Origin of the sequence: Catalinimonas alkaloidigena, from assembly GCF_900100765.1 — a bacterium.
GTDB lineage: Bacteria > Bacteroidota > Bacteroidia > Cytophagales > Flexibacteraceae > Mooreia > Mooreia alkaloidigena.
In genome coordinates, this window is the sequence record NZ_FNFO01000001.1 from 663,316 (window position 1) to 687,450 (window position 24,135).

Here is a 24,135-nt window from a genome sequence, read left to right on the forward strand (position 1 = left end):
ACAATAAGTCGGGCAAACAACGTCCCCCATGACTTGGTTGCCCCTGAGTACCAGAACACTTTCATGAAGAAATACGAACTTCATCCTGATACTTTCAAATTACCCCCGCTGAAACTGAGCGGCTTAGAGCCGGTGATCATTACGCCGGAATCCAACTTTGTGAACATCGGTGAGCGGACCAACGTGACCGGCTCGCGCGCCTTTCTCCGCCTCATCAAAGAAGATAAGTACGAAGACGCGCTGGCCGTGGCGCTCGACCAGGTAGAAGGCGGAGCGCAGATCATCGACATCAACATGGACGAAGGGATGATCGATGGCAAAGAGGCGATGGTACGCTTCCTGAACCTGATCGCCTCCGAGCCCGACATCGCTCGCGTGCCCATCATGATCGACTCCTCGAAGTGGGAAATCATCGAGGCGGGGCTGAAAGTCGTGCAGGGCAAGTGTGTGGTCAACTCGATCAGCCTGAAAGAAGGGGAGGATGCGTTTCTGCGCCACGCGCGCGTCATCAAACGCTACGGCGCGGCGGTGATCGTCATGGCCTTCGATGAACTCGGTCAGGCCGACTCGTACGAGCGGCGGGTCGAAATCTGCGAACGATCGTACCGCCTGTTGGTCGATAAAGTGAAATTTCCGCCGCAGGACATCATCTTCGACCCCAACGTGTTCCCCGTCGCGACGGGCATGGAAGAACACCGGCGCAACGCCCTCGACTTCTTTCTGGCCGCGAAGTGGATTCGCGAGCACCTGCCCGGTGCTCACGTGAGCGGTGGGATTTCCAACGTCTCGTTCTCGTTCCGGGGTAACCAGCGCGTCCGCGAAGCCATGCACGCGGCGTTCCTCTACCACGGCATTCAGCACGGCCTGGACATGGGCATTGTGAACCCAACGATGTTGGAAGTGTACGATGAAATTCCGCCCGATCTGCTGGAGCGGGTCGAAGATGTGCTGCTCGACCGCCGTCCCGACGCTACCGAACGGCTCCTCGATTTTGCCGAAACGGTAAAGGGCGACGGCAAAGCCAAAGAGCGTGACGACGCCTGGCGGCAGGGAACGGTGCAGGAGCGCCTGACGCATGCGCTGGTGAAGGGCATCGTGGAATTTATCGAAGAAGATACCGAAGAGGCGCGGCAGCAGGTCGACCGGCCGCTGCAGGTAATCGAAGGGCCGCTGATGGACGGCATGAACGTGGTCGGCGACCTGTTCGGCGAAGGGAAAATGTTTCTGCCTCAGGTGGTGAAAAGCGCCCGCGTGATGAAAAAGGCGGTCGCTTACCTGTTGCCCTACATCGAAGCCGAAAAGAGCCAGGACGACAACAGTTCGGCCGGAAAAATATTGCTCGCCACCGTGAAGGGCGACGTGCACGACATCGGGAAAAACATTGTTGGGGTGGTGCTGAGTTGCAACAACTTCGAGATCGTAGACATGGGCGTGATGGTGCCCGCCGAGAAAATTCTGGCGAAAGCCAAAGAAGTGAACGCCGACCTGATCGGCCTCAGCGGGTTGATTACGCCGTCGCTCGACGAAATGGTATTCGTGGCCAAAGAGATGGAGCGTCAGGGCTTTACCGTGCCGCTGCTCATCGGGGGCGCCACCACCTCGCGTGTGCATACGGCCGTGAAGATCGATCCGCAGTATTCGGGTCCTGTGGCACACGTGCTCGACGCCAGCCGCTCGGTGCCCGTGGCGAGTCAGTTGATCGGAAAGGAAACCCGTGCAAAGGCAAAAGCAAACTTCAAGGCGGAGTACGAAAAGATGCGGGAGGACTACGCCAACCGCAAGAAGGACAAGAACTATCTGCCTTACGCAGAGGCGTTGAAAAACAAGATCGAGATCGACTGGGACGCGACCGAAATCCACGCGCCGCAGTTCCTCGGTACCAAGTTTTTCGACGACTACTCCCTGGAAGAACTGACGCACTACATCGACTGGACGCCGTTTTTCCAGACCTGGCAACTGAAAGGCAAGTTTCCGAAGATCTTCGACGACAAGGTGGTGGGGACGGTGGCGCGCAAACTCTACGACGACGCGCAGGCAATGCTGAAAATGATCGTGGAAGAAAAGTGGCTGAAGGCCCGGGCGGTCATCGGATTCTATCCCTGCAATGCCGTGGGCGACGACGTGGTGCTCTACGATTTCGAGGCGATCGAACTGTCGGAAGCGCCCGGCCACGAAGGCAAGCCAGCCGCCCGGCTGAAAAACTACCAACTGAAAGAAGCGCCTCATCTGGCGACCAAATATTCGCAACTGACGGCGTTTCACATGCTGCGCCAACAGGGCAAAAAGGCGGCGGGCATCCCGAACCTGTCGCTGGCCGATTTCATTGCGCCGGTCGAGTCGGGCAAAACCGACTACATCGGTGGCTTTGCGGTAACGGCCGGAATCGGCATCGAAACGAAGCTGGCGGAATTTGAGCGCGACCACGACGACTACAACAGCATTCTGCTCAAGGCCCTGGCCGACCGCCTCGCCGAAGCGTTTGCCGAGCGCATGCACGAGCGGGTGCGCCGCGAATTCTGGGGCTACGCGCAGCAAGAACAGCTCTCGAACGAAGACCTGATCTCCGAAAAGTACGCGGGCATCCGTCCGGCTCCCGGCTATCCGGCCTGCCCGGATCATACCGAAAAGCCCGTCTTGTTCGATCTGCTCGACCCGGACGGTCGTACGGAAATTACGCTGACCGAGAGCTATGCGATGTATCCGGCTTCGTCGGTGAGTGGCTGGTACTTTGCCCATCCGCAGGCGCGCTACTTTGGGCTGGGCAAGATTGAAAAGGACCAGGTGGATGCCTACGCACGCCGGAAAGAAATGCCGCTGGAGGAGATGGAACGCTGGCTGGCTCCGAACCTGAATTATGACGTTTAAACATTTCCAGAACCGTTAACTTTGCCAGCTTTTAGTGAGCTGATTTTCATTCGACGTGACCAAAGTAACTGAACATATTGCGCACGCCAACGGCAAGCCGCTGTTCTCTTTCGAAATTCTGCCGCCCCTGAAAGGGCAAAGCATTCAGAACCTGTTTTCCGACATCGAGCCCTTGATGGAGTTCAAGCCGAAGTTCATCGACGTGACCTATCACCGGGAGGAATATGTTTACAAGAAGCGGGAAAACGGGTTGCTGGAAAAGAGCGTGACGCGCAAACGCCCCGGCACGGTCGGCATTTGTGCGGCCCTGCAACATCGCTTTGGTGTGGATGCCGTGCCGCACCTGATCTGCGGAGGCTTTACGAAAGAAGAAACTGAAAACGCCCTGATCGATCTCCATTTCCTGGGCATCGACAACGTGCTGGTGTTGCGGGGCGACCCCATCAAGACCGAAGGCAGTTTCTGTCCGGAGCCGGGAGGGCACGCGTACGCGACCGACCTGTTGCAGCACGTGGCCAACATGAACAAGGGCATCTACCTCGACGAAGACCTGGAACATCCGGCCCCGACCAATTTCTGCATCGGCGTGGCGGGTTATCCGGAGAAACACTTCGAAGCACCGAGCCTGAAAGCCGATTTTAAGTACCTGAAAATGAAGGCCGATCTGGGCGCGGAATACATCGTGACGCAGATGTTCTTCGATAACCAGAAGTACTTTGAGTTCGTGAAGAAATGCCGCGAAGTGGGCATCACCATTCCGATCATCCCGGGCCTGAAACCCATCACGACGATGCGTCAACTGACAGTGCTGCCCAGCATTTTCCACATCGACCTGCCCGACGACCTAGTGGAGGAAGTGGAGAAGTGCAAAGACAACAAAGCGGTGAAGCAAGTCGGCATTGAGTGGGGCATTCAGCAATCGAAAGAACTGATCGAATTCGGTGTGCCGTGCCTGCACTATTACTCGATGAGTAAATCCGACGCCGTCCGGCAAATTGCCGCCGAGGTATTCTGACAACTCACGACATACGGAAAATATTATAGAAGGAACACGCGCTACGTGTTCCTTTTTTCGTGCCGGTCCGGTTGCAGATGGCTGAGCAGCTTCTGCAGTTCTGCGAACTCTTCCGTGGTGCCATCCGGGTTTCTCAAGGTCCAGTGCAGCCAGGAGTCGCATTGCACTTCCGGAATGCCCCTCGCCTCGTTGTTGATCTGGAAACCGATGCGTTCCAGTGCTTTGCGGGTCCAGTAGACGGTGGTGGCTTCGCCGGTGATGCGGATGCGCTGGCCCGTCGTTTCGCGCACGTTGAAGGTACCGCGCTGGCGGTCGAATTCGATGTGATGCGCGTCTGCCACAAACGCCCGCTCGAAGGTGCCGTTCAGAATCAGAGCCTCCGGCGCGTCGACGTGAAGAGAGCCGTCGGGCAGGAGAAGCGCGAGACGGTCGCAGGTTTGCAGCGCGAGGTCCAATTCGTGGCAGGAGAGGAACATCGCCTTATGCGTCTCGTGGGCCAGACGGCGGAGCAAACGCATGATTTCCACCCGGTTGATCAGGTCGAGGTGCGCGGTGGGTTCGTCAAGCAAGACCAGCGGCGTATCCTGCGCCACGGCGCGGGCGATCATCACCTTCTGCCGTTCGCCGTCGCTCAACTGATCGACCGGAAGTTTGGCCCAGCGCTCGGTGCCCGTCAGTTCCAGGGCCTGTTGCACATGGCGGTGGTCTTCGGCCGAAAGCCGGCCCAGCCAGCCGGTGTAAGGATACCGCCCCAGGGCGACCAGCTCCCGCACCGAGAGTGGTCCGGTGGGCGGTGGGTTGGTCAGCACCACGCTGAGGTGCGTCGCCAGTTCCTGCGCCGACAGTTCGTCCAGAGGCTGATCGCCCAGGTAGATTGTGCCCCCCACTGCATCCTGCAAGCCCGCGAGTGTGCGCAGAAGCGTCGATTTTCCGGAGCCGTTCCTTCCCAGCAACCCGACCAGTTCGCCGGCCTGCAGCGAAACGTCGAACGGTCCGGCCACCGTCTGGGAGCCGTAGCCGATGCGGAGTTGCTGGCCGTGGAGGATGGGTTTCACGCGAAATGGGATTTGAGGTGACGCCGCCGGAGGATGACCCAGATCACGACGGGCGAGCCGAACAAGGCGGTGATGGCGTTGATCGGCAGGGCCGTGGCGCTTCCCGGCCATTGGGCAATCACGTCACAGAGCAGCATCAGCGCCGCCCCGATCAGGGCCGTGGCCGGCAGCAGCACGCGGTGGTCGGCCGTGTGGAACAGCGCCCGTGCGAGGTGCGGCACTGCAATGCCGATAAAACCAATGGGGCCACAAAAGGCGGTGACGCTGCCGGCCAGCAGACTCGTCGCCGCGATGATCAGCAACCGAATGCGCCGGACGGTGAGCCCCAGCGTGCGGGCGTATTCTTCGCCGAGTAGGAGGGCGTTCAGGGGTTTGACGGTGCCGAGGGTCAGCAGCAGACCGAGCCCCACGACGAGCGCGAGCGTCCACAACTGCGCCTGCGTCACACCACCCAGGCTTCCGAACGTCCACAGCAGGTAATCCTGAATTTCAGCGGGTGCGCTGAAGTATTGCCAGAGCGACACCAGCGCCAGCGTCAGGTTGCCGACCATCAGGCCCACGATCAGCACCACGACGTAGTCACGGACCCGTAGGGAGATCAGCAGCACCAGGCCCAGCACGGCGGCTGCGCCCAACGTGGCAGCCATAACGAGCAGCCAACTGCCCGAGAGGCCGAACTGGCGGATGCCCATCAGCGTCGCGGCCGAGCCCGACGCCAGCATCACCGCCGCCACGCCCAGGCTGGCACCCGCCGTGACGCCCAGCACCGAAGGACCCGCCAGCGGATTCCGAAACAAGGTCTGCATCTGCAATCCGCCGACTGATAGTGCCATGCCGACCAGGACGGCCGTCATCGCTTTGGGTAGCCGAATTTTCTGGACAATGTTGATCCAAGCCGGCTCGGTCGAGGTGCCGCCAAAAACAATCGTCACCACTTCGCGCATCGGAATGGTGACCGACCCCACCGCCACATCGAGGGCAAAGAACACAAGCACGGCACCGGCCAGCGCCAGCAGCAGCGGACCAGACGAACGAGAAGTAGAGGGTAACGTTTTCAAAATCGGGCAAAAGTAGCGCGCCGGGCGCAGAGGGCCTAGCGCAGAGTGGAAGAGTATGAGGGTAGGAAGGCCTAAGGGCTGATCTCTGACTCCGAAATAAAGCCTACCGCGCGTAGCGCTCCCGCCTTCGTCCTCACACGGTGAGCCTTAAATTTTAAACCTCGAAGTCTTCTGTGTGTAGTTTGCCAATTTCTCTACCTTTGCCGCGATGTTGGTGATGACGCTTCCGGCCGGAGGCGTCGTCTGAAAAGGGAATTCCGTGCGTCGTTGACGACAAGTCGGAAGCTGTCCCCGCAACTGTAAGCTCTTCCAGAGCGCGCGACCAAACATCGGCCACTGTCCCGAGGGGATGGGAAGGCGTCGCGCGTGAGCAAGCCAGGAGACCTGCCCGCATCCATGTGATTTTCTGAGCTTTCGGGTGAAAGGCTGTGGAATAGACGAGCGGCCGCGTGCGAACGGGGCCTGTGGTTCATTTCTACATGTGGTTACCAGAAGCTCATAGTTGCCAAAACTATGAGACACCTTTTGTATGCCTTCTTGGGAATAACGACCGTGTGCTACGCGGCGTGGGGACAGGACGTGTCCGAAGGCGCGGACACCGCCGCGAACGGGCGCGTCCTGCCGGAGGTGACGGTAGAAGCCCCGCGCCTGGAAGCGTTCTCGGCGGGGCATAAAGTGGTCGCACTGACGGAAGGCGTACGCGAAGCAACGGCCGCGCAATCGATGGCCGATCTGCTGGCACAGCAATCGTCGGTGTTTGTGAAGAACTACGGCCCTGGCCAACTCGCCTCCCTGTCGGTGCGGGGCACGGGCGCAAGCCATACGGCGGTGCTGTGGAACGGCTTTCCGCTCAACAGTCCGATGCTCGGTCAACTCGATCTGTCGCTGGTACCGGTGGCTTTGACCGACGAAGTCGATTTGCAGTACGGTGGGGGCGGGGCCTTGTTTGGGAGTGGTGCGTTGGGCGGGTCCCTGCATTTGCGGAACCAACCGCATTTTGGGCGGGGCGTTTCGGTGGGTACGCGCACTACGCTGGGAAGCTTTGGGTACCAACACCATACGGCCGAGGCGACGGTGAGTCACCAACGGTGGAGCACTTCCCTGAAACTGCTGCACCAACGCGCCGAGAACAACTTCCCGATTCCGGGTACGGAACGCCGGCAGCCACACGCGCGCCTGCGCCAAACCCACCTATTGCTGGACAATTACCTGCGTATCCAAACGAATCAACTCCTCAGTCTGCGCCTTTGGAGTGGCCAGAGCGACCGGGATCTTCCGCCGGTGCGGGGGCAGGAGCGGAGCGTGGCCGAACAGGACGACGGGTTTCTGCGCCTTAGTGCCGAGTGGCAGCAGCAAGGTGAGCGGATGCAGTGGCAGGTCCGCAGCGCGTGGTTCCACGAACGACTCGATTACCAGGATTCGGTGGCCGGAACCGACAGCCGGAGCCGGAGCCAGTCCGCCACGACCGAAGCCGAAGGGACGATGCGCATCGGCGAGCGGGGCGAGTGGAACCTCGGTGTGAATCACAACTATACCCGCGCCACGACAGCCAGCTACGGTCCTGAAGCACCTCAGCGTCACCGCACGGCGGGGTTTACCTCCTTCCGCTACAAAACCGACCCATGGGATGTAGTGGCCTCGCTGCGCGAAGAACGTTACGGCGCCGGACAATGGACGCCGCTGGTTCCCTCGCTCGGGGCCACATGGCATCACTTCGAGTCCTGGATGCTGCGCGGCAACGTCACGCGTGTCTACCGCATTCCGACCTTTAACGATCTGTTCTGGCAACCCGGCGGCAACCCGGACCTGCGTCCGGAAAACGGCTGGAGTGGCGAGTTGGGAACCCACCTGACGAAAGCATGGCTCGGGTGGCAAGGGGAACTGGACCTGACCGGTTTTTCGCACCACATCGAAGACTGGATTTTATGGCTGCCGCAGCGGGGCGGGTACTGGACGCCAGTCAACGTGCGACGGGTCTGGAGCCGCGGGCTGGAGGCAGAAGGTGCTCTGCAACGCGCGTGGGGCGACTGGCAGGCAAAACTGTCGGGCAGTTACCATTACACCCGCTCCACCAACCGGAACGCTACGTCCGAGAGCGACTATTCACAAGGCAAACAACTCATCTACGTGCCGCTGCATCAGGCATCGGGCCAGTTTCGGGTGGACTACCGCGCCTGGAAGCTGGGTGGGCTGTACCAGTTCACCGGCTACCGCTACATCACCTCTGACAACAGCGCCTTTCTGCCTGGTTACGGCACCAGCCACGTATGGGCGAGCTGGGCATGGCGCTACCATTCCCTGCGGGGGCACGTGTCGGGCCGGATCGACAACCTCTGGAACCAGGCCTACGAAGTGGTCGAGGCGCGTCCGATGCCGGGCCGCAGCGCACAACTGGGCCTGACTATTTATTTCACGCACTAACCTGTTTTACTATTTCTCATTTTATGTTTTTGCAACACACGACTCTCCGTACCTGGATGCTGGGTTTCACCCTTTTGTTTGGCCTGTGGGCCTGCGACCCTAATTCGTCCGACCCCGATCCGGTGCCCACCCTGACGCAAGGCGTTTTCATCACGAACGAAGGCGGTTTCATGAAAAATAACGCGTCACTCAGCTACTACGACCTGACCACCGAACAGGTCAGCCAGGATGTGTATCAGGCGGCCAACGGTAGCAACCTGGGCGACATTTTACAATCGATGACGCTTTTCAACGACCGGGCCTATCTGGTCGTCAACAACTCCGGTAAGGTGGAAGTCGCGGCGGCCGAGTCGCTGGATTCCCTCGGGACGATCACCGGCCTGACGTCGCCGCGCTACCTGGCGGCGGTGTCGGATACCAAAGCCTACTGCACCGACTTGTTCGCCGGATGGGTATGGGTGCTGAACCTGGCGACCCTGCAGAAGGTGGATTCCATTGCGGCGCCCGGCCAGAGCGAAGGGCTGATCGTACTCGACGACGAAGCGTTTGTGACGCGTCCCGGTGCCGAGTACGTCTACGTGATCAACACCACGACCGACGCGGTGGTCGATTCGGTGAACGTAGGCGAAGGCGCGAACAGTGTGCAGCGCGATGCGAACGGAAAACTTTGGGTGGCGTGTGGGTTCTATTACGACAACTATACGAAAAAAGACGGCCGGTTGGTCCGCTTCGATCCCGCCACGCGACAGGTCGAGCAACGGTTCGACGTTCCCGACGGCTATCTGAGTAGTTTGCAACGCAACGGCGCAGGCGATACACTCTACTACATGAACGGCGGCGACGTCTTTCGGACGCCGATAGTAGCGACGGCATTGACTACCGAGCCCCTCATCGCGGCGGGGAATCGTACGATTTACGGCCTCGGGGTGGACCCGACGCGCGGCGAAATCTACGTTTCCGACGCTGCCGACTACGTTCAGCGCGGCACCGTCTACCGCTACGATGCCCAGGGCAATCAATTAGACTCGTTCCAGGCGGGCATTATTCCCGGCAGCTTTGTGTTTCGGGAGTAGCGCGAATTACAGATTACAAATTGCAGATGGCAAATGCCGGTTTTGGCGTCCTGACATATTGTATTACAATCTGTAATCTGCCATCTGTAATTTGCAATTTTGTGTATGCGTTCATTTCTGCAAACCCTGGCCCACGACCTCTACCGTAATTATCAAGAAAAAGTAGGGGAGTTGTGGATCGTATTCCCGAACCGGCGGGCCGGGCTGTTTTTCAAAAAACACCTTTCAAGCCTGACGCAGTCGCCGCTGTGGGCACCCGAGGTCTACAGCATCGAGGACTTGGTATACGAACTGGCAGACCGGTTGCTGCCCGACCGGCTCACACTCGTTTTCGAACTCTACCAGATCTACAAAGAGTACAGCCCCCTGAATGAATCGTTCGATCGGTTTTATTTCTGGGGCGAAATCCTGCTGGAAGATTTCAGTGAGCTGGACAAGTGGGGCGTCGATGCGGCGAAACTGTTCATGAACCTGAAGGACCAGAAGGGCGTGGAGGCGGCGTTTGCGGGGATGGACGAGGACGATGCGGCCGTGATCCGGTCGTTCTGGAGCAGCTTTTCGGCCGACCGCCTTTCGGTGCAGAAGGAGCGTTTCATGCAACTGTGGGAGGCTCTGCCCGATATCTACAAGGCGTTCAATGAGCGGCTGGCGTCGCGCGGGCAAGCCTACGAAGGTGCACTGTTTCGGCTGGCGGCCGAAAAGGTGGCGCAACCCGAGTACCAACCCGGCGCACGCAAGGTCATTTTCGCGGGCTTCAACGCCTTGAATCGCTGCGAAAGTCGCATCATCTCCACGTTGGTCGAACGACAGCAGGCCGAAGTGTTTTGGGATGCCGATGCTTATTACGTCGATCACCGGATGCACGAAGCCGGGTATTTTTTGCGGCAGCACCGCCACCACCCGGTGTTGCAACAGACCTTCCCGAAAAAGTTGCTGCAGCGGTTTGCCGATAAAGCCAGCAAGGTCATTCACATGGTAGGCGTGCCGCTGGAAGTGGGGCAGGCCAAAGCGCTGGGCCATTTTATGGCACAACACTACGCCGACGCGTCGGGCAAACCGCTGGACGAAAGCGAAACCGTGGTGGTGGTGCCCGATGAAACGTTGCTGTTTCCGGTGCTGCATTCGCTGCCCGAAGCCGTGCAGAAACTGAACGTGACGATGGGCTATCCGCTGCGCAATACGCCGCTGTTCAGCCTGGTGGCCCACCTGATCGACTTGCAGGAGACGGCGATGGTACAGGGCGAAATAAGTCTGTTCCACCACCAGCACGTGTTGCACCTGCTGCGCCATCCCTACATCTTCTACCACAATCCCGAACTGGCCGCTGACAACGTGGCCGACATCGAGAAGCACAACCGCATTTACCTGTCGCTGCAACACCTGAAAAACGCCGATCCGCTGTACGATGCGCTATTCCGCAAGATGCAAACCGCCGAAGATGCGTTCGTCTACCTGCTGGAAATCCTGGTGCACGTCGTGGCCGGGCTGAAACGGACGGGTCATCACGAGCTGGAAGAAGAATACTTTTTTCAGTTCGTCACCCAACTGAAACGCCTCCGCGAGGTGCTGACGGCGCGGTCGGTGCGGGTCCATCTGGAAACGTTCTGGAAGCTGTTTAAGCAGTTGCTGGAAGGACTTCGGATGCCGTTTGCGGGCGAGCCGCTGGAAGGATTGCAGGTGATGGGGGCGCTCGAAACCCGGAACCTGGACTTCAAAAACGTGTTTGTGCTTTCCATGAACGAAGGCACCATGCCGCCCAAGCAGGTCACCAACTCGTTCATTCCCTACAACCTGCGCCGGGCGTTCGGTCTGACGACCCCCGATCAGCGCGACAGCATGTACGCGTATTACTTCTACCGGCTGCTGCACGAGGCCGAAAACGTCTACCTGTTCTACAATACCGAAACCACCTCGTCGCTCAGTGGCGAGATGAGCCGCTGGCTGTACCAACTCAAGCTGGAGTCGGGGTTCGAGGTGCGCGAGTACGTGCTGACCAGCGAGTTACGCCCCCTGCCGCCACGCCCGTTGCAGATCCGCAAGACTGACGCCGTGCAGCAGATGCTCCGCCGGTTTCTCGTCGAAGACGGCCGCCCGGAAAAGCGACTGACACCTTCGGCCATCAACACGTACCTAGAGTGCCCCATGCAGTTTTACTTCCGGTTTGTGACCGAACTGCGCGAAACCGACGAGGTGGAAACCGAGTTGTCGGCCGCGACGTTCGGAAGTCTGCTGCACAGCACGATGGAACACCTGTACCAGAGTCTGGTGGTAGAAAAAGGGCGTACGCGGGTAGAGGTCGCCGATTTTGTGTGGATGCAGAACCGACTGGAAGAGAAAATCACCGAAGCGTTCCGCGAATACCTGCACGTGGAAGAAGGCAAGCAGGTGCAGTTCGAAGGGCGGAACATCATTGCCAAGGAGATCATCAAAAAGTACGCGAAGCGTGTGCTGGAGGTAGACGAGGCGTACGCACCCTTCGACATTCTGGGACTGGAAGCGAACGTCCGCGATGGGTTCCGGCACGACCTGCCGATTTGCATCAACGGCAAGGAAGCGAAAGTCGGACTGAAGGGGGTGATCGACCGGATTGACCGGAAAGACGGACAGGTACGTGTGCTCGACTACAAAACGGGTCGCGACGATCCGCGCTTTGCTACTGTGGAAGAGTTGTTCGACGGCACGTACCCGAAGCGCAACAAAGCCGCGCTGCAAACGCTTTTTTACGGCATGCTCTACCACGAAAGTCGCGAACGCCACGGCGGCGACGAGCCGGTGGCCGTGGGGCTGTACAACGCCCGCGAGATGTTCGAAGACCAGTTCAACTGGACCCTCCAGCAGAAAATCGATGACCGCAAAACGGTGCCGGTTCACGACATCGGGCCGCTGTTGCCGAGGTACCGCGAGGAACTGCGCCGGACGTTGGAAGAACTGTTCGATCCGGCGCAGCCGTTCGTGCAGACCACCGACCTGAACCGCTGCCAGTTTTGCCGGTTTGCGGCCGTCTGCCACCGCGACTAAGCAAGTTGCAGGGGAATCCTGTAGCTTTGCCCCCTTACTACAACAATGCCATGCAACCACTGAACAAAGGGTTTGACCCGGTCGAAATCGAAAGTCTGAAACAGGAAATCCGCCGCAACGAAGGTCATCTCTACGTGCTGAACGAAGACGAACCGCAGGGAGAAGAGTTTGCGCATTTCTTCTTTATCGGGCAACAAAAGGGCAAAGACGTGATTTACGATGCGGTGCTCTATACCCTCCGGCTGGAACACAGCAGTCAGGTATACGAAATGGCTGAACAGCGGGCCATAGAGCAGTTTCCGCAGTACAAACCCTGGGAATTTGAACTCAACGCGCAGGGCGAACTGATGGTGCCCGAACAACTAGACGAAGAAGTGGAGATGTTCAAAGCGGAAATTATGATGGAGCTGGAAGAGGAAGAAGCCGTGAAAGTGCGCGAGCATGTGGAGCTGGACACCACTTTCGAGTACGGCATCGGGCTGGAAGCGTGTCTGAACGTGGAGGAAATTACGCCGTCGCTGATCGATAAATTTATCCGGGACTTTAACCAGGGGTCGCTCAAGCTGGACGATACGCTCTATTCGTTTCAGTCGGAAGACGAAGACGAACTCTAACCGCATCGCTTATGAAATGGTACCGCATCTTTGCGTCGCACGAAGAGGCGGAAACGATTCTACCCATCAACACGCTGCGTCGGCTCAACGCGGCCGGGCGGAAGGTGTGTCTGGCGCATACGGCCGACGGTTTTTATGCCGTGGATGATGCGTGCCCTCACCAACGCGCCTCGTTGAGCGAAGGGCACCTCAACGGGTACAACGAAGTGATCTGTCCATTGCACGGCTACCGTTACGATCTGAAATCCGGACAGGAATGCCGCCAGAAATCGGACGACGCGGTGACCCATCGGCTGGAATGGCGCGACGACGGGCTGTACCTCGGATTGCCTTCCTGAGCCCTGGCGGGACGGGACCTGGCCGGGGCGTAGGCGTGTGACCGCACCAGTTTAAAATAGTGTAGATTTAAGGTAAGGATCGCCCTGGCACCTTTCGCACGGACCCGTATGCTATGCCTGACAACAATGAAATCTGGTATTTTGAAGATGTAAACCTCTACCAGGTACTTTGCCCGCATCGGGTAAAGCGCCTGCGCGAGCAACACACGTACACTCATTTCCAGAAAAATCAGTTTATCTATTTTCCGGACGAACCCTCGCGCTACATCTTTCTGATCTTTCAGGGGCGGGTAAAAATCGGCAGCTATTCGGAAGACGGGCGCGAGTTGGTGAAAGCCATTCTGGGCAAAGGCGAGGTGTTTGGCGAACTGGCCCTGACCGGCGAGGCTTACCGCTCCGATTACGCCATGGCGCTCGACGACGACACCGTCGTCTGCCAGCTCACCATCGAGGAAATGCACGAACTGATGAAAGAAAATCAGCCGCTGAGTTTCGCCATCTTCAAGCTGATCGGCTTTCGGATTCGGAAGCTGGAGCGAAAAATCGAGGGGTTGGTTTTTAAAGACGCACGTACCCGGATTATCGACTTTTTGCAGGAAATGGCCAGCGAGCGGGGACAGAAAATCGGCTACGAAACGCTGATCAAGACGCAGTTTACGCATAAAGACATCGCCAACCTGACCGGTACTTCCCGCCAGACGGTCACGACGGTGTTGAACGAACTCAAGGAGAAGAACGTGTTGACCTTCGACCGGCGTAGGATTCTCATCCGTGACCTGGCGTTGCTGGCGTAGCGCGCATGTGCGACTAATACAACCCCTTCATCACTTTTTGAATAAGGGGCGTGATGCCCTTCAGAAATCGCTGAGTCAGCGCCTGTTGCGTCGCGTTTGAGTGACTCGGATACGGATAGACTTTATTGAAAAGCGTGTTGGTGCCGAGCCCCGCTTCTTTGGCAGTGATCAGTTCCTGAATCATTTCGCCCGCTACCGGCGCCACGATGCTACCGCCCAGCAGAGTAGTGTTGTCGAACAGATAACGGCTCTTCGAGGTAAACAGCACCAGCTTTCCCCACGGGTAATCTTCGATGACCGCCCGGTCGAATTCCGCAAAGTCGTACACAAGTTTTTCGTAGGCCACCCCGCGCTTTTGCAACTCCGCTTCGGGAAGCCCAAACGTGGCCACCTGAGGATCGGTGTACGTAACCCACGAAAAGTTATCGTAGCTTATTTTCTTCTTTAGGGGCGAGAAAAAGTTGTTCAGCAGGAGTTTGCCGTGCAGTTCGGCGGCATGGGTGAATTGCAGCTGCCCCGCGGCGTCGCCACTGACAAAAACGCGCGGATTGGTGGTTTGCAAGTAGGCATTCAGGCGAATCTTGCCGTGCTCGGTCGCGATGCCTCCCCGCGCTAACTGAAGCGGCTCCAGATTTAATTCACGTCCGATGGCCACCAGGACCGCTTCGCAGGAAATTGCTTCGGTTTCTCCCGTTGGCCCTTTGACAACGGCCGTGTGCGGATCGGGAAAGGCAACCACTTGGCTTTGATGGCAGCATCGAATGCCTTCCGCTTCCAGGCGTTGTTGCATGACTTCGGCGGTTTCGGGTGGATCTTTTTCTAGCAAGCGTTTTCCTTGGTTGACCACCGTTACCGTTGCTCCCAGTCGCCGGAAAGCCTGACTCATTTCCACGGCCACAGCGCCACCCCCCACCACCAGCAAACGTTGCGGTAGTTCCTGTAAGGAAAATAAAGTCTCGTTGGTGTAGACCTTTACGTGTTCAATGCCAGGGACTTGTAAAGGTTTGGCGCGCGAGCCGGTAGCCAGCACAAAGCGTTTGGCCGAGTAGGCCGTGCCGTTGACTTCCATCGCGTTGCGCGACACAAACGAAGCTTCGCCCAATACTACCGCAATGCCTTGCGCCCGAAGCCAGTCGACGTTTTCGTGTTGCCGGATGGTGTGGCGTGTGCGGTCCAGGTAGGCCGCGACTTTCTGGTAATCCAGCGTGCCGTTTACGTGCAAGCCGAATTGCGAGGCCGTTTTTGCGGCGTGTACGGCATGGGCGATGTGAAGCAGCGACTTGCTGGGGACGCACCCCGTATTCAGGCAATCGCCTCCGATGCGAGACGCTTCCCGTTCGATGAGTAGAACTCGGAAACCAAACTTTTGCATGGAGATGGCCAGGTAAAGGCCGGCGGCTCCTCCGCCCACGACAATCAGATCGTATGCAGTTGTCATGGTACAAAACGTCTGTCAGGAAGTCGCATAAGCGGGCGTAATCGGTGCAGCCTGCGGTGCCGATGGCGGAGTTAGCGCCAAGTGCTGACGGATCTGTCGCAGCAGTGCCAAAGCTGACGTATAGGGCACTCCCCGACGGTGGTTAAGCACGCTGATGCGGTAGAGCATGCGCCAGTGGCGAAACAGGTGCCGATAGGCCTGCAGGAGCGGCATGTCCGGGTCGTATATGTGGGCGGGTTCAGAGTTAGCCCCGTTAAGCTCCAGAACGGTGAGGCCCTGGCCGGTATAAAGCGCATCCAGCGACGCGGCTTTGACGTCGTAACGGCCTATGTAAAAGCCCGGAACGTGTTGACTGAGTTGATCGAATACCTGCGTGAGTGCTGTGTTAATCAGGGCATTACCGTCTAGAAATATGGCTCCCCGGCAGTGATTGCCGATCTGCCCCAACGGTACCGGTTCTTCTTGGGTGGGTACCCAGTCGAGTCGGGCCTGATGCACGTCTCGCCACAGTTCAAGTTGCAACTTTGCACGCGGATGCGTTGCTAATAACGTCGCCAGCGATGAGTGCCCGTCGCCGCGAAGAAGGGGAACCTGCTTTTGCACTACCGACGTCACGCTGCCATGCGTGTGCCCTGGCAGGCGATGGTACATTACCCCAAACTCCAGCGGTGCGTCCACAAATTCCTGAATCAACCACGTAGGGCAGACGGAGTGCCAGCGTTCCAGGTGATGAATCAGGTCAGCCGCCGTTTGTACAATGGCCACACCCAAACCCCGTTCACCCATGTCGGGCTTGAGGACCAACGGGAAGGCAAAGGCCTGTCGTTCGATGTGCGTCAGCATGGATTCAACGGAGAGGGGCTGCACTTCAACCACGAGCGTACGGGGACGGTGAGTTTCAGGAAGCTGACGTAGGGTATTCCATTTGGAGTAGTTGACAAACCCTCCCCATTCCATAGTCGGATTGGCCGCGGTGAAAAACGCGAGCGAACGTGCTTTCATGCTTAGCCAGAGCCAGTAGGGGTAAACGGGGATATAAAATACCCAAAAGGGCCAGAATTCCCAGCGCGTCAGGCGATGCCAGAGCGATCTCATGAGGCCAGGGGCTTGTGTGCCCGGTAGTGTAAGGTAGCGGGGGCTATGCCGAATCCTTCGGGTAACGTGAGGTAAGGCAACGCTTGGATTACCCCGATTTTTACGAGTGCGAGGTGGTGAATGGCGTGTTCCAGGCAATACAGAAGCTCGCGATCTAACGAGGTCATCACACGGAGCGGATGCTCAGGGGGACCGGTTAGAAGCGACAGGTGTCGTTCGCCTTCCAAATCGGTCAGCGATGCTTGCAATTGGTGAAGTTGCGACAGCGCAAAGGCACGATCTGTTTCCAGGCGCGGATCGCGCGGGCGATGATCGTAACACACCTGGCCGTCTGTCAGACTCTGAAGAAGACACTGGTAAAATTCCAGCACGTGGCGAATGTGTTGCCCTATGGTCGCCCCCGAAAGTATCGGAAGCGGACAGTGGAAATCTTCCGAACGGACGGTAGAAAGTAAAAAGGTGAGTTGCTTAAAAAGCTGTTGCTGCATTGGCAAAGGTAAGGTTGTGCGTTGAAGATAGAGAATTTCGACCGGCCTGCAAAAGTGGCCATAGCGCCAAACTTAAAAAGCACTGTGCTGGTAAAGTGTCAGTCTGATGACATTACGTAGCTAAACAAGGGTGCAAAGCGTGTCAGCATCGATGGTATGGCCACCCGAAAACCAGATGTGGCGGTAAGGCAACCCGCGTCTTTCCAAAAGCGCATGTTGCTCTTGAAGCACCTCCGGCGTAATGTACGCATCGGTTCGGCCGGTCACCAAAACAAGCTCTTTGCCCTCTAGCGCCTCGGGGGCGGGCATCATGTCAATGTCGGGAGGAAACTGGCCTGCCCATAAAATAAGCCGGTCGACGTGAACTTGGCCGGTGGCTACCCACCGACACGCGGTTGCCGCTCCCTGCGAGAATCCCAGCAGGGTGATGCGTGTCGAAACGGAAAGTCCTTCGAGAAGGTGCTTGTACAGAGACGTGAGGTACTGGGTATAATCCTGGATGTCGTGCAGGCGGTCTTCCCGGGTCATCCAGGTTGCACCTACGCGACCCGAAACGCCTTCCAGGTAAAATCGTGATAAGGCTTCAGGCGCTACGATAAAGCGCGTTCCATCGTCAAGGGCTTGAAAATGCCGGATAAAGTAGGGGGCGAGTTGTCCGTACCCGTGGCATACAAACCAAACCTCCTGGGTTTGATCGGACAAGGAACCTAACGTGGTATAGCGTGCGGTTTTGGTGACCGCCAAATGGTGAGTCTGCATGAATCTTGTTATGTCCGGGCAAAGTAGAGAGGCTTCCGGACATACTCAACTCAAACAGGGTAAGGAGAGGGCACAAAAAAAAGCGAACCAGCCCATTACAGGCCAGTCCGCCCTCCCATACCTATGCTTATTTTTACTAAATCTATCGTTTAAAGCCTACAACACTCCCGCCGCATTTGGGGCCATCGCCTTCGAACGAGAAGGCCAGGTAATAGATGCCCGTGGCGCTGATGCGGATGCCAATGGCTGGCAAGAACCGCCCGCTTTTCGCGTCGTGGCTGCTGATCAGCTGCTTGCGATTGGAGTCGTATAAGGTAACGACCATGCCGTCTGTGTCTCCATTTTCGCTGCAGAGTGTGATCAGATAGTTGGTGTCTTTGCTGAACACATACGAGTGCTCTACTTTACCACCCGATTCACCGTTTACGCTGTAACTTTTCAGGAATGTGTAGCCGCTAGCTAACTTCCCGTTACAGTTGTCTAAGAACTTGTTTACGTCACACTGCGCCTGTGCTTGGTCCGCCATTAAAAAGGCACACATAGAGAGGCAAACAGCGAAGATGTATTTTTTCATGAGGATTAGCTTTCGATAATTTTGTTTCTGATCTGCTCTGTCGTTTTAGCGATCCGCTCCAACTGCTCACTGGTGATGTACACCGTGCTGGTGCTTTTATCAACCATCATCATGATTCCGTCTACTTCTTCCATCACGGATTCTTCGTACGTGTGGACGATCTCAACCTCGTCGAAAATGCCTTTCAATTGTTTCATGTCCGCAGCCAGGGGGCCGATGCTCGGGTCTTGGCTGTAGGAATCGAGTACCAGCATAATGCGCTCCAGTACAATTTTCTGCTCGCCGATCCGCTCTTTCAAAGCTTCCTGGTCAGGGTGATCTTGCACTACCTGGTTCATCAGGTGCTGAGCCTCCAGCCAACCGCCGGCCAAGATCAACACACTTAAATTCGTGCGATTCTGGTCCTGAAGATGCGTGTTAATCTGCTGGAAATTTTGAGTAGTAATCAACAACAGCGAATCCAGGTTCGTGGTGTTGGTGGCCAGGCGACGAATCAATTCAAAATCGAAGAACTGACCAATCTGAAGTCCTTCCGCCATATCGCGTACGGCATTCATATAGTAGATACCGTCCTGGCTGCGAGAGTAAAGGTTCGTGTATCCTAGGTCCGCACCGTAGATCCCTAAATTGAGAGCTTTCCGAGCATTGGTGTTGTAATTACTCTTATTATCAACAGAATTGAGGTAACCCTTTTCGTATTGTGCACCCGATTCCTTAATCAGCATGGAAGTTTCCAGAGGAGAAGGGATGGATTGCAGCAAGTCACGCAACACCTCGTTTGACAGCTTCGGCGTTTCTACGGCCGCTTGATCGAGGCTCTCAGCCACGTCTGGCGTACTCTGTGTCTCGGGATCACAGGCCGAGAGGAGCGCCAGGGCAGTTAAGAGACTTACGGCTGTTTTTTTCATGGATTTCGTTTGAGTTGATGTAAAGATATATGGCTAAAAAAAGGGGCGCAAATTTGAGTGTGGGTGCCTCGGGTGCAGGCTTGTAAGACCGCTTTAGTTTTCAGATACTTTAAGATCGCTTTCTTTCGGTTTGTGCTTTTTCTTTATCGGATTGTAAGGCTACTGACCTCATTTTGTGGTGATTAACTCGGTTTTTGTTGTACAAACAGCAATAGCCTGAGGGCGTAAGAAATAGTGCCGTCGTACGCGAGTTTTATGCTTTCTTTAAGTTGATTTTTTGTGTCAGTTGCGACCACGCCGACTGAATTTTTGAGAGCGGTAAACCCGGCAGCTTAATTTTGGGGACAGGAAGACTGCCCAGCCGGTCGATCAGTTTCTTGAAGCTCTCGTGATACAGTGTGAGGTACAGCGCAGCAGTCATCAGCCAGATTACCAAGGCATTAAACCAGAACGTATCGATCGAAAGCCCAAACAGATGCTTACGAGGGGCATAGAAGTGCGCTCGGTAATCGAGCAGCCCATCGGGCGTCGGTTCGTGGTAAATCGGATCGGTTTGACGTAGTAGCTGATCGTTCCACTCAACCACCCGGTTTTTAACCGTTGCATTGCGCACCAGCTCATTCAGGCTTTCGTTGTAATAGCGATTTTTAAGCTCAGCCAACGAGTAGGGGCGATTCGGATTATTTTCATAGGTCATCAGAACGCCGTCCTTCATCTCATTGGCTTTCGTGAACCGAAGCTTGTGGAACTCGCCAGCGGCAGCCAGGCTTGTACGCAGTTGCTCGGCGGTGGCTTCGTTGAAGTTTTCAGGACTAAGTTGTTTTGGGAGATCGAGTGCGCTGAAATGCTCTTGCAGGGCCGGATGCGTCAATTCATTTTGCAGAATCCTGAGGTTTTTCTCGGCTTCTTCGCGTTGTGCAGCATCGCCGTGTAAGCCCTCTTCAACTTGCTTTAGGCGCGTTTCCAGCTCTGGGATCAAGTAGGTAGTCAGGTAATTCGAGAGGCTTTCTTCTTTCTCGATTCCGGCAATCATGCGTTGATACCGGTTGGCATTAAACTGATGCACCGTTAATGCCTCAAACCCCCAGCGAGAAGCCATCATGTCCGCGATCAGAGGTGTTTTGCCTTTCGTCGAAACCCACTGGTTGAGCTTATCAAAGTTAAAGATAGCACCACTCAAAATGAGTTGTGGGATAAGCAGGAGCGGAATAAGAATGTAAATGGTTACGGCCGAGTTGAAAGAGGCTGAAATGTTCAGCCCCAGCATGTTAGCAAAACACGACACCGTAAAGAGGATGAACCAGTAGGAGAGGTGCATGCCCTGAATCCCCAGGATCCAGTTGCCAATCATCACGAAAGTCAGCGTCTGAATGGCCGATAACAGAAACAGAATCGTGACTTTCGACATCAGATAGCTCGACCGACTCAGATTCAGGAACGATTCTCGCCGTTGGATTTTCCGGTCGCGTATGATCTCTTCGGCCGATACCGTTAACCCCATGAACAAGGCCACGACGACCGACATCAGAATGAACGCCGGAATGTTATCGTTAAACCGAAAGACGTACGTTCCGTCGGTACTATTCTGAAAGCGAATGATAAACGCCAGCAGAAAAGCCAGGAGCGGGGCTTCCAGTAGGTTGATCGCGAGGTACTGTGTGTTGGTTACCTTGCTGAGCAGATCCCGGGTCGTGAACACCACGAACTGCTTGAAACGCTTGGGAATGCTCAGGGCCTGAGGCAACGCATCACGCACATCGTCGCGGCGCTCGGTCGTAAACTTTTCTGCGTACAGATTGCTCCACTGGGTGGGCGTCATCTTGCGCTCGTTTGTAAACTGTCCGTATTCGTCTACAACGTGTGCTTCAATGATGTTGAATATCTGCTCTGGATTGACGTTCCCACAGGTATGGCACTGGCCTCGGTCAGCATCGATCTGATGCGTCGCCCGCTTGAAGTAGCTGACTGCTTCGACCGGATGGCCATAGAAAATCGGATAGCCTCCCGTATCCATGATGAAGATCTTGTCGAACATCTTGTAGATGTCGGACGAAGGCTGGTGAATCACCACAAAGATGAGCTTGCCTTTGAGCGAAAGCTCTTTCAGGAGGTCGATCACATTCTCAGAATCGCGTGACGACAGCCCCGATGTCGGCTCATCGACAAAAAGCACCGCCGGTTCGCGAATCAATTCCAGGGCAATGTTGAGGCGCTTTCGCTGGCCTCCACTGATCTTTTTGTTCAGGACATTCCCCACCACCAGGTGTTTGATATGCCCGAGTCCCAGGCTGGCGAGCGTCTGGTCAACGCGTTTGGTAAGCTCTTCTTCCGAAAGATCTTTGAAGCAAAGCTTAGCGTTATAATACAGGTTCTGGAAGACCGTCAGCTCTTCGATCAGGAGATCGTCCTGAGCCACGTAACCGATCATGCCCTGTATCTTGTCTTTTTCCTTGTGCAGGTCGATGCCGTTGATCAGCACATGACCTTTAGAAGGGGTCTCCAGCCCCGCCAGTACATTCAGTAGCGTAGTTTTGCCAGCACCACTGGCTCCCATGATGGCAATGAGTTTGCCGGGGCCTTCCGAGATGTTGACGTCGTGTAGCCCCACGTGCCCGTTCGGGAAGCGGAACTCCAGCGCATCTACATTGAACGACAGGTTCGAGAAGGTTGCATCGCTTACAAAGTGCCCCACTACGTCGCCGTAGTAAAGCGGCTCGCCCTTGGCAGCTTTGAGCGTACTGCCATGCGGAAACAGGTACACCTGATTGGGGATTACCGTGAAACCGTTCAGTGTTAGTTCACTGTGGCCCAGGTACCGCAGGAAGTACATGTCGACGCTGGCTACCTTCAGGACCATAATCTCACCTTCCAGCCCTGTGGAGTGCATGTGGTGCACATGGGCTGCCGCGAGGTGATCATGAGCGTCGACGACCAAAAGGTCGGCATGATCGGCATACTGGCCGGTTTGGCAGAGCACAAAGTCCTCGATCAGCTTGTACTCCTGCTGTGAGATGTTGAAGACCTCCGAGACCGTATCGATGATCTGCTTGCGCTGGGGAGTGAAGTTTTGGTCTTCGTTTACTAGCTCCAGCAATTTGATCAGCGCAATGACCTTTTGCTTTTGCGCCAGAGTCTTGTTGATCTTCTTACAGAGCGCCAGCGTCCTGACCGAATCGCGGACGGAAGTCAGCTTACGCTCTTTCTTAACCTTAACGACCGTGCCTCCACCGGCATCTTCTTCCTCTTCGGCGTCCGATTGCCCGTAGCCAACGTATTTGTCATAGAGGCGTACGTATTCCTCTACTTTATCCTTGTTGAGCTGTTGCTGGAAAAAGCGGATGACATAAGCTCGTTCCTTTTCGGTGACCCCACCATCCTGTTTAGTGATGATCCCAAAGAGTTGGGTTAGGGCCTGTAGTATTTCCTCACTCATGGGGGGTGGGGCTATGCGTAGAGAGCCGGGGCTCCAGTACGTAGACCATACATCGCCCCGCCCATACGCTGATGGTGCTTGGGTTAAAAATTGTTATAGTAGAGGGTGAAGCGCGCTATGCAGGCGCTTCGTCTCTTAAAACGTCTTGAATTCGAAGGGTACTTCTACCAGTTCAGAGAACTCTTCACCGGCTTCCTGCATGTCCTCGTCGTCTTCATCGTAATACCACACCACACTGGCGTTGTCGATGTCTTCCAGCTTCGAAAGGATATCGAGAATCAGCTTAGACGAAGCAGTGTTGAAATACTCCAGCTTGAAGACAAACTCCGTGGCTGAATTGGGCGCATCGGCGTATTGGTCCAGCCATTCCAGAACAGGGCCATAGAACTCTGCCGAATCTTCGGGTAGCGAGCGCCCTGAAATCTCATAAATACCGTTTTTACCGTCCAGGATAATTTTCGGTGTATCTTCCGTGCCTTCCAGGCTAATGATTTCCATTGTCATAGGAATGCGTTGATTTTGATCGTAAAGGATTAGAAAAAATTAGTGATTGATACCTAAGTGTTATTAACCCCGGGAAATGCGGGTTTGCAGCATAAAGAAATCGGTGTGGCTGTCGATCGGCTCAAAGCCAAATTCCAGCTTGTTACCAGACTTCCGTGCCATGTCTACAAAACCCAGGCCGGCGCCGCCTTTGTCGGAAAGCTCACCGTTTTTGATGATCTCCTTGTAAAGGGCTTTGAGGCCGTCTTTGTCCAGGCTATTGATTTCATCCAGCTTGCTACGCAGAAAGTCAACCTTATCTTTTTGAATCGGGTTGCCGGTCGAAATGATGTAATCCCCTTCCTCTTTGCCGATCATGAAGATCGCCGAGTTGCGTAGGGTGGTCTCCGGAAATTCGTCGCTGTGTTTGGCAATGTTCTGCAGACATTCCACCATCACGTTGAAAACCTTCCGCTTGATGTTCGATTCTTCACCAAGCGAATCCAGATTCCGCTCAGCCATCGACAACACCGACTTCGTGATTTCCTGGGTGAATTCTCCCTCGTAAGCAAGAATCAGACTTTTGGCAACCATTGTCCGATGCAGGTCAAAGATATACCGCATGGATAGGGGTTGGCTTAAGGTTTGTGTTTCCATTTGAACAGTTGATTTAAATTTGACCCACACGAGCGTGCCGTACGGGGAT

At 56.0% G+C, this 24,135-nt stretch carries 18 protein-coding genes, 1 pseudogene and 1 riboswitch; of the genes and pseudogenes, 8 read left to right on the forward strand and 11 right to left on the reverse strand.

Features of this window, described 5'->3' with window-relative positions:
* Nucleotides 1–102: 102 nt before the first annotated feature.
* Nucleotides 103–2,865 (forward strand): annotated as a pseudogene (gene metH, locus BLR44_RS02570) (methionine synthase); the annotation flags it as partial.
* Between the two features lie 55 nt (nucleotides 2,866–2,920).
* Nucleotides 2,921–3,880: a methylenetetrahydrofolate reductase [NAD(P)H] gene (metF, locus tag BLR44_RS02575; RefSeq protein ID WP_089678614.1), complete on the forward strand. Its 960-nt coding sequence runs from the start codon at nucleotides 2,921–2,923 to the stop codon at nucleotides 3,878–3,880.
* Between the two features lie 41 nt (nucleotides 3,881–3,921).
* Here the strand turns inward: metF and BLR44_RS02580 are convergent, their stop codons facing one another.
* On the reverse strand, nucleotides 3,922–4,935 hold the full coding sequence (locus BLR44_RS02580; RefSeq protein ID WP_176955873.1) for an ABC transporter ATP-binding protein: 1,014 nt from the start codon (nucleotides 4,933–4,935) through the stop codon (nucleotides 3,922–3,924).
* The gene (locus BLR44_RS02585) at nucleotides 4,932–5,993 is read right to left on the reverse strand and encodes an iron ABC transporter permease (RefSeq protein ID WP_218126996.1); all 1,062 of its coding nucleotides are present in this window, start codon (nucleotides 5,991–5,993) and stop codon (nucleotides 4,932–4,934) included. Before BLR44_RS02585 ends, BLR44_RS02580 begins: the two co-directional genes overlap by 4 nt.
* 195 nt (nucleotides 5,994–6,188) lie before the next feature.
* Nucleotides 6,189–6,400: riboswitch (cobalamin riboswitch) on the forward strand.
* 106 nt (nucleotides 6,401–6,506) lie between these two features.
* Here BLR44_RS02585 and BLR44_RS02590 point away from each other — a divergent pair.
* The 6 genes from BLR44_RS02590 (at nucleotide 6,507) to BLR44_RS02615 (ending at nucleotide 14,251) form a co-directional block, all read left to right on the forward strand.
* On the forward strand, nucleotides 6,507–8,414 hold the full coding sequence (locus tag BLR44_RS02590; RefSeq protein ID WP_089678620.1) for a TonB-dependent receptor: 1,908 nt from the start codon (nucleotides 6,507–6,509) through the stop codon (nucleotides 8,412–8,414).
* Nucleotides 8,415–8,437: 23 nt separating this feature from the next.
* Entirely contained in the window at nucleotides 8,438–9,487 is a 1,050-nt protein-coding gene (locus tag BLR44_RS02595) for a DUF5074 domain-containing protein (protein WP_218126997.1), read from the forward strand.
* Nucleotides 9,488–9,592: 105 nt separating this feature from the next.
* On the forward strand, nucleotides 9,593–12,505 hold the full coding sequence (locus BLR44_RS02600) for a PD-(D/E)XK nuclease family protein (RefSeq protein WP_089678625.1): 2,913 nt from the start codon (nucleotides 9,593–9,595) through the stop codon (nucleotides 12,503–12,505).
* Between the two features lie 50 nt (nucleotides 12,506–12,555).
* Complete coding sequence (locus tag BLR44_RS02605; protein ID WP_089679125.1) at nucleotides 12,556–13,119, forward strand: hypothetical protein; 564 nt, start codon at nucleotides 12,556–12,558, stop codon at nucleotides 13,117–13,119.
* A gap of 11 nt (nucleotides 13,120–13,130) precedes the next feature.
* Nucleotides 13,131–13,457, forward strand: coding sequence for a Rieske (2Fe-2S) protein (locus tag BLR44_RS02610; protein WP_089678627.1), 327 nt, complete (start codon nucleotides 13,131–13,133; stop codon nucleotides 13,455–13,457).
* 113 nt (nucleotides 13,458–13,570) lie between these two features.
* Nucleotides 13,571–14,251 (forward strand): Crp/Fnr family transcriptional regulator, encoded by a 681-nt coding sequence (locus BLR44_RS02615; protein ID WP_089678629.1) that lies wholly within the window; start codon nucleotides 13,571–13,573, stop codon nucleotides 14,249–14,251.
* A gap of 13 nt (nucleotides 14,252–14,264) precedes the next feature.
* Here BLR44_RS02615 and BLR44_RS02620 read toward each other — a convergent pair whose 3' ends face one another.
* The 9 genes from BLR44_RS02620 to BLR44_RS02660 form a co-directional block, all read right to left on the reverse strand.
* Nucleotides 14,265–15,689, reverse strand: a complete 1,425-nt coding sequence (locus BLR44_RS02620) for a dihydrolipoyl dehydrogenase family protein (protein WP_089678632.1) — start codon at nucleotides 15,687–15,689, stop codon at nucleotides 14,265–14,267.
* 15 nt (nucleotides 15,690–15,704) lie between these two features.
* Complete coding sequence (locus BLR44_RS02625) at nucleotides 15,705–16,784, reverse strand: ATP-grasp domain-containing protein (RefSeq protein WP_089678634.1); 1,080 nt, start codon at nucleotides 16,782–16,784, stop codon at nucleotides 15,705–15,707.
* Complete coding sequence (locus BLR44_RS02630) at nucleotides 16,781–17,272, reverse strand: hypothetical protein (protein WP_089678636.1); 492 nt, start codon at nucleotides 17,270–17,272, stop codon at nucleotides 16,781–16,783. Before BLR44_RS02630 ends, BLR44_RS02625 begins: the two co-directional genes overlap by 4 nt.
* 120 nt (nucleotides 17,273–17,392) lie before the next feature.
* Nucleotides 17,393–18,031, reverse strand: coding sequence for an alpha/beta hydrolase (locus BLR44_RS02635; RefSeq protein WP_089678638.1), 639 nt, complete (start codon nucleotides 18,029–18,031; stop codon nucleotides 17,393–17,395).
* Nucleotides 18,032–18,173: 142 nt separating this feature from the next.
* On the reverse strand, nucleotides 18,174–18,605 hold the full coding sequence (locus BLR44_RS02640; RefSeq protein ID WP_143017073.1) for a hypothetical protein: 432 nt from the start codon (nucleotides 18,603–18,605) through the stop codon (nucleotides 18,174–18,176).
* Nucleotides 18,606–18,610: 5 nt separating this feature from the next.
* On the reverse strand, nucleotides 18,611–19,513 hold the full coding sequence (locus BLR44_RS02645) for a hypothetical protein (RefSeq protein ID WP_089678641.1): 903 nt from the start codon (nucleotides 19,511–19,513) through the stop codon (nucleotides 18,611–18,613).
* Between the two features lie 253 nt (nucleotides 19,514–19,766).
* A complete protein-coding gene (locus BLR44_RS02650; RefSeq protein WP_089678643.1) occupies nucleotides 19,767–22,946 on the reverse strand; it encodes an ATP-binding cassette domain-containing protein in 3,180 nt (1,059 codons plus the stop codon).
* Between the two features lie 135 nt (nucleotides 22,947–23,081).
* Nucleotides 23,082–23,444 carry a DUF1987 domain-containing protein gene (locus BLR44_RS02655; RefSeq protein ID WP_089678645.1) on the reverse strand — a complete coding sequence of 121 codons (363 nt, stop codon included), beginning with the start codon at nucleotides 23,442–23,444 and terminating at the stop codon, nucleotides 23,082–23,084.
* 69 nt (nucleotides 23,445–23,513) lie between these two features.
* Nucleotides 23,514–24,086: a SiaB family protein kinase gene (locus tag BLR44_RS02660; RefSeq protein ID WP_317042762.1), complete on the reverse strand. Its 573-nt coding sequence runs from the start codon at nucleotides 24,084–24,086 to the stop codon at nucleotides 23,514–23,516.
* Nucleotides 24,087–24,135: the final 49 nt, after the last annotated feature.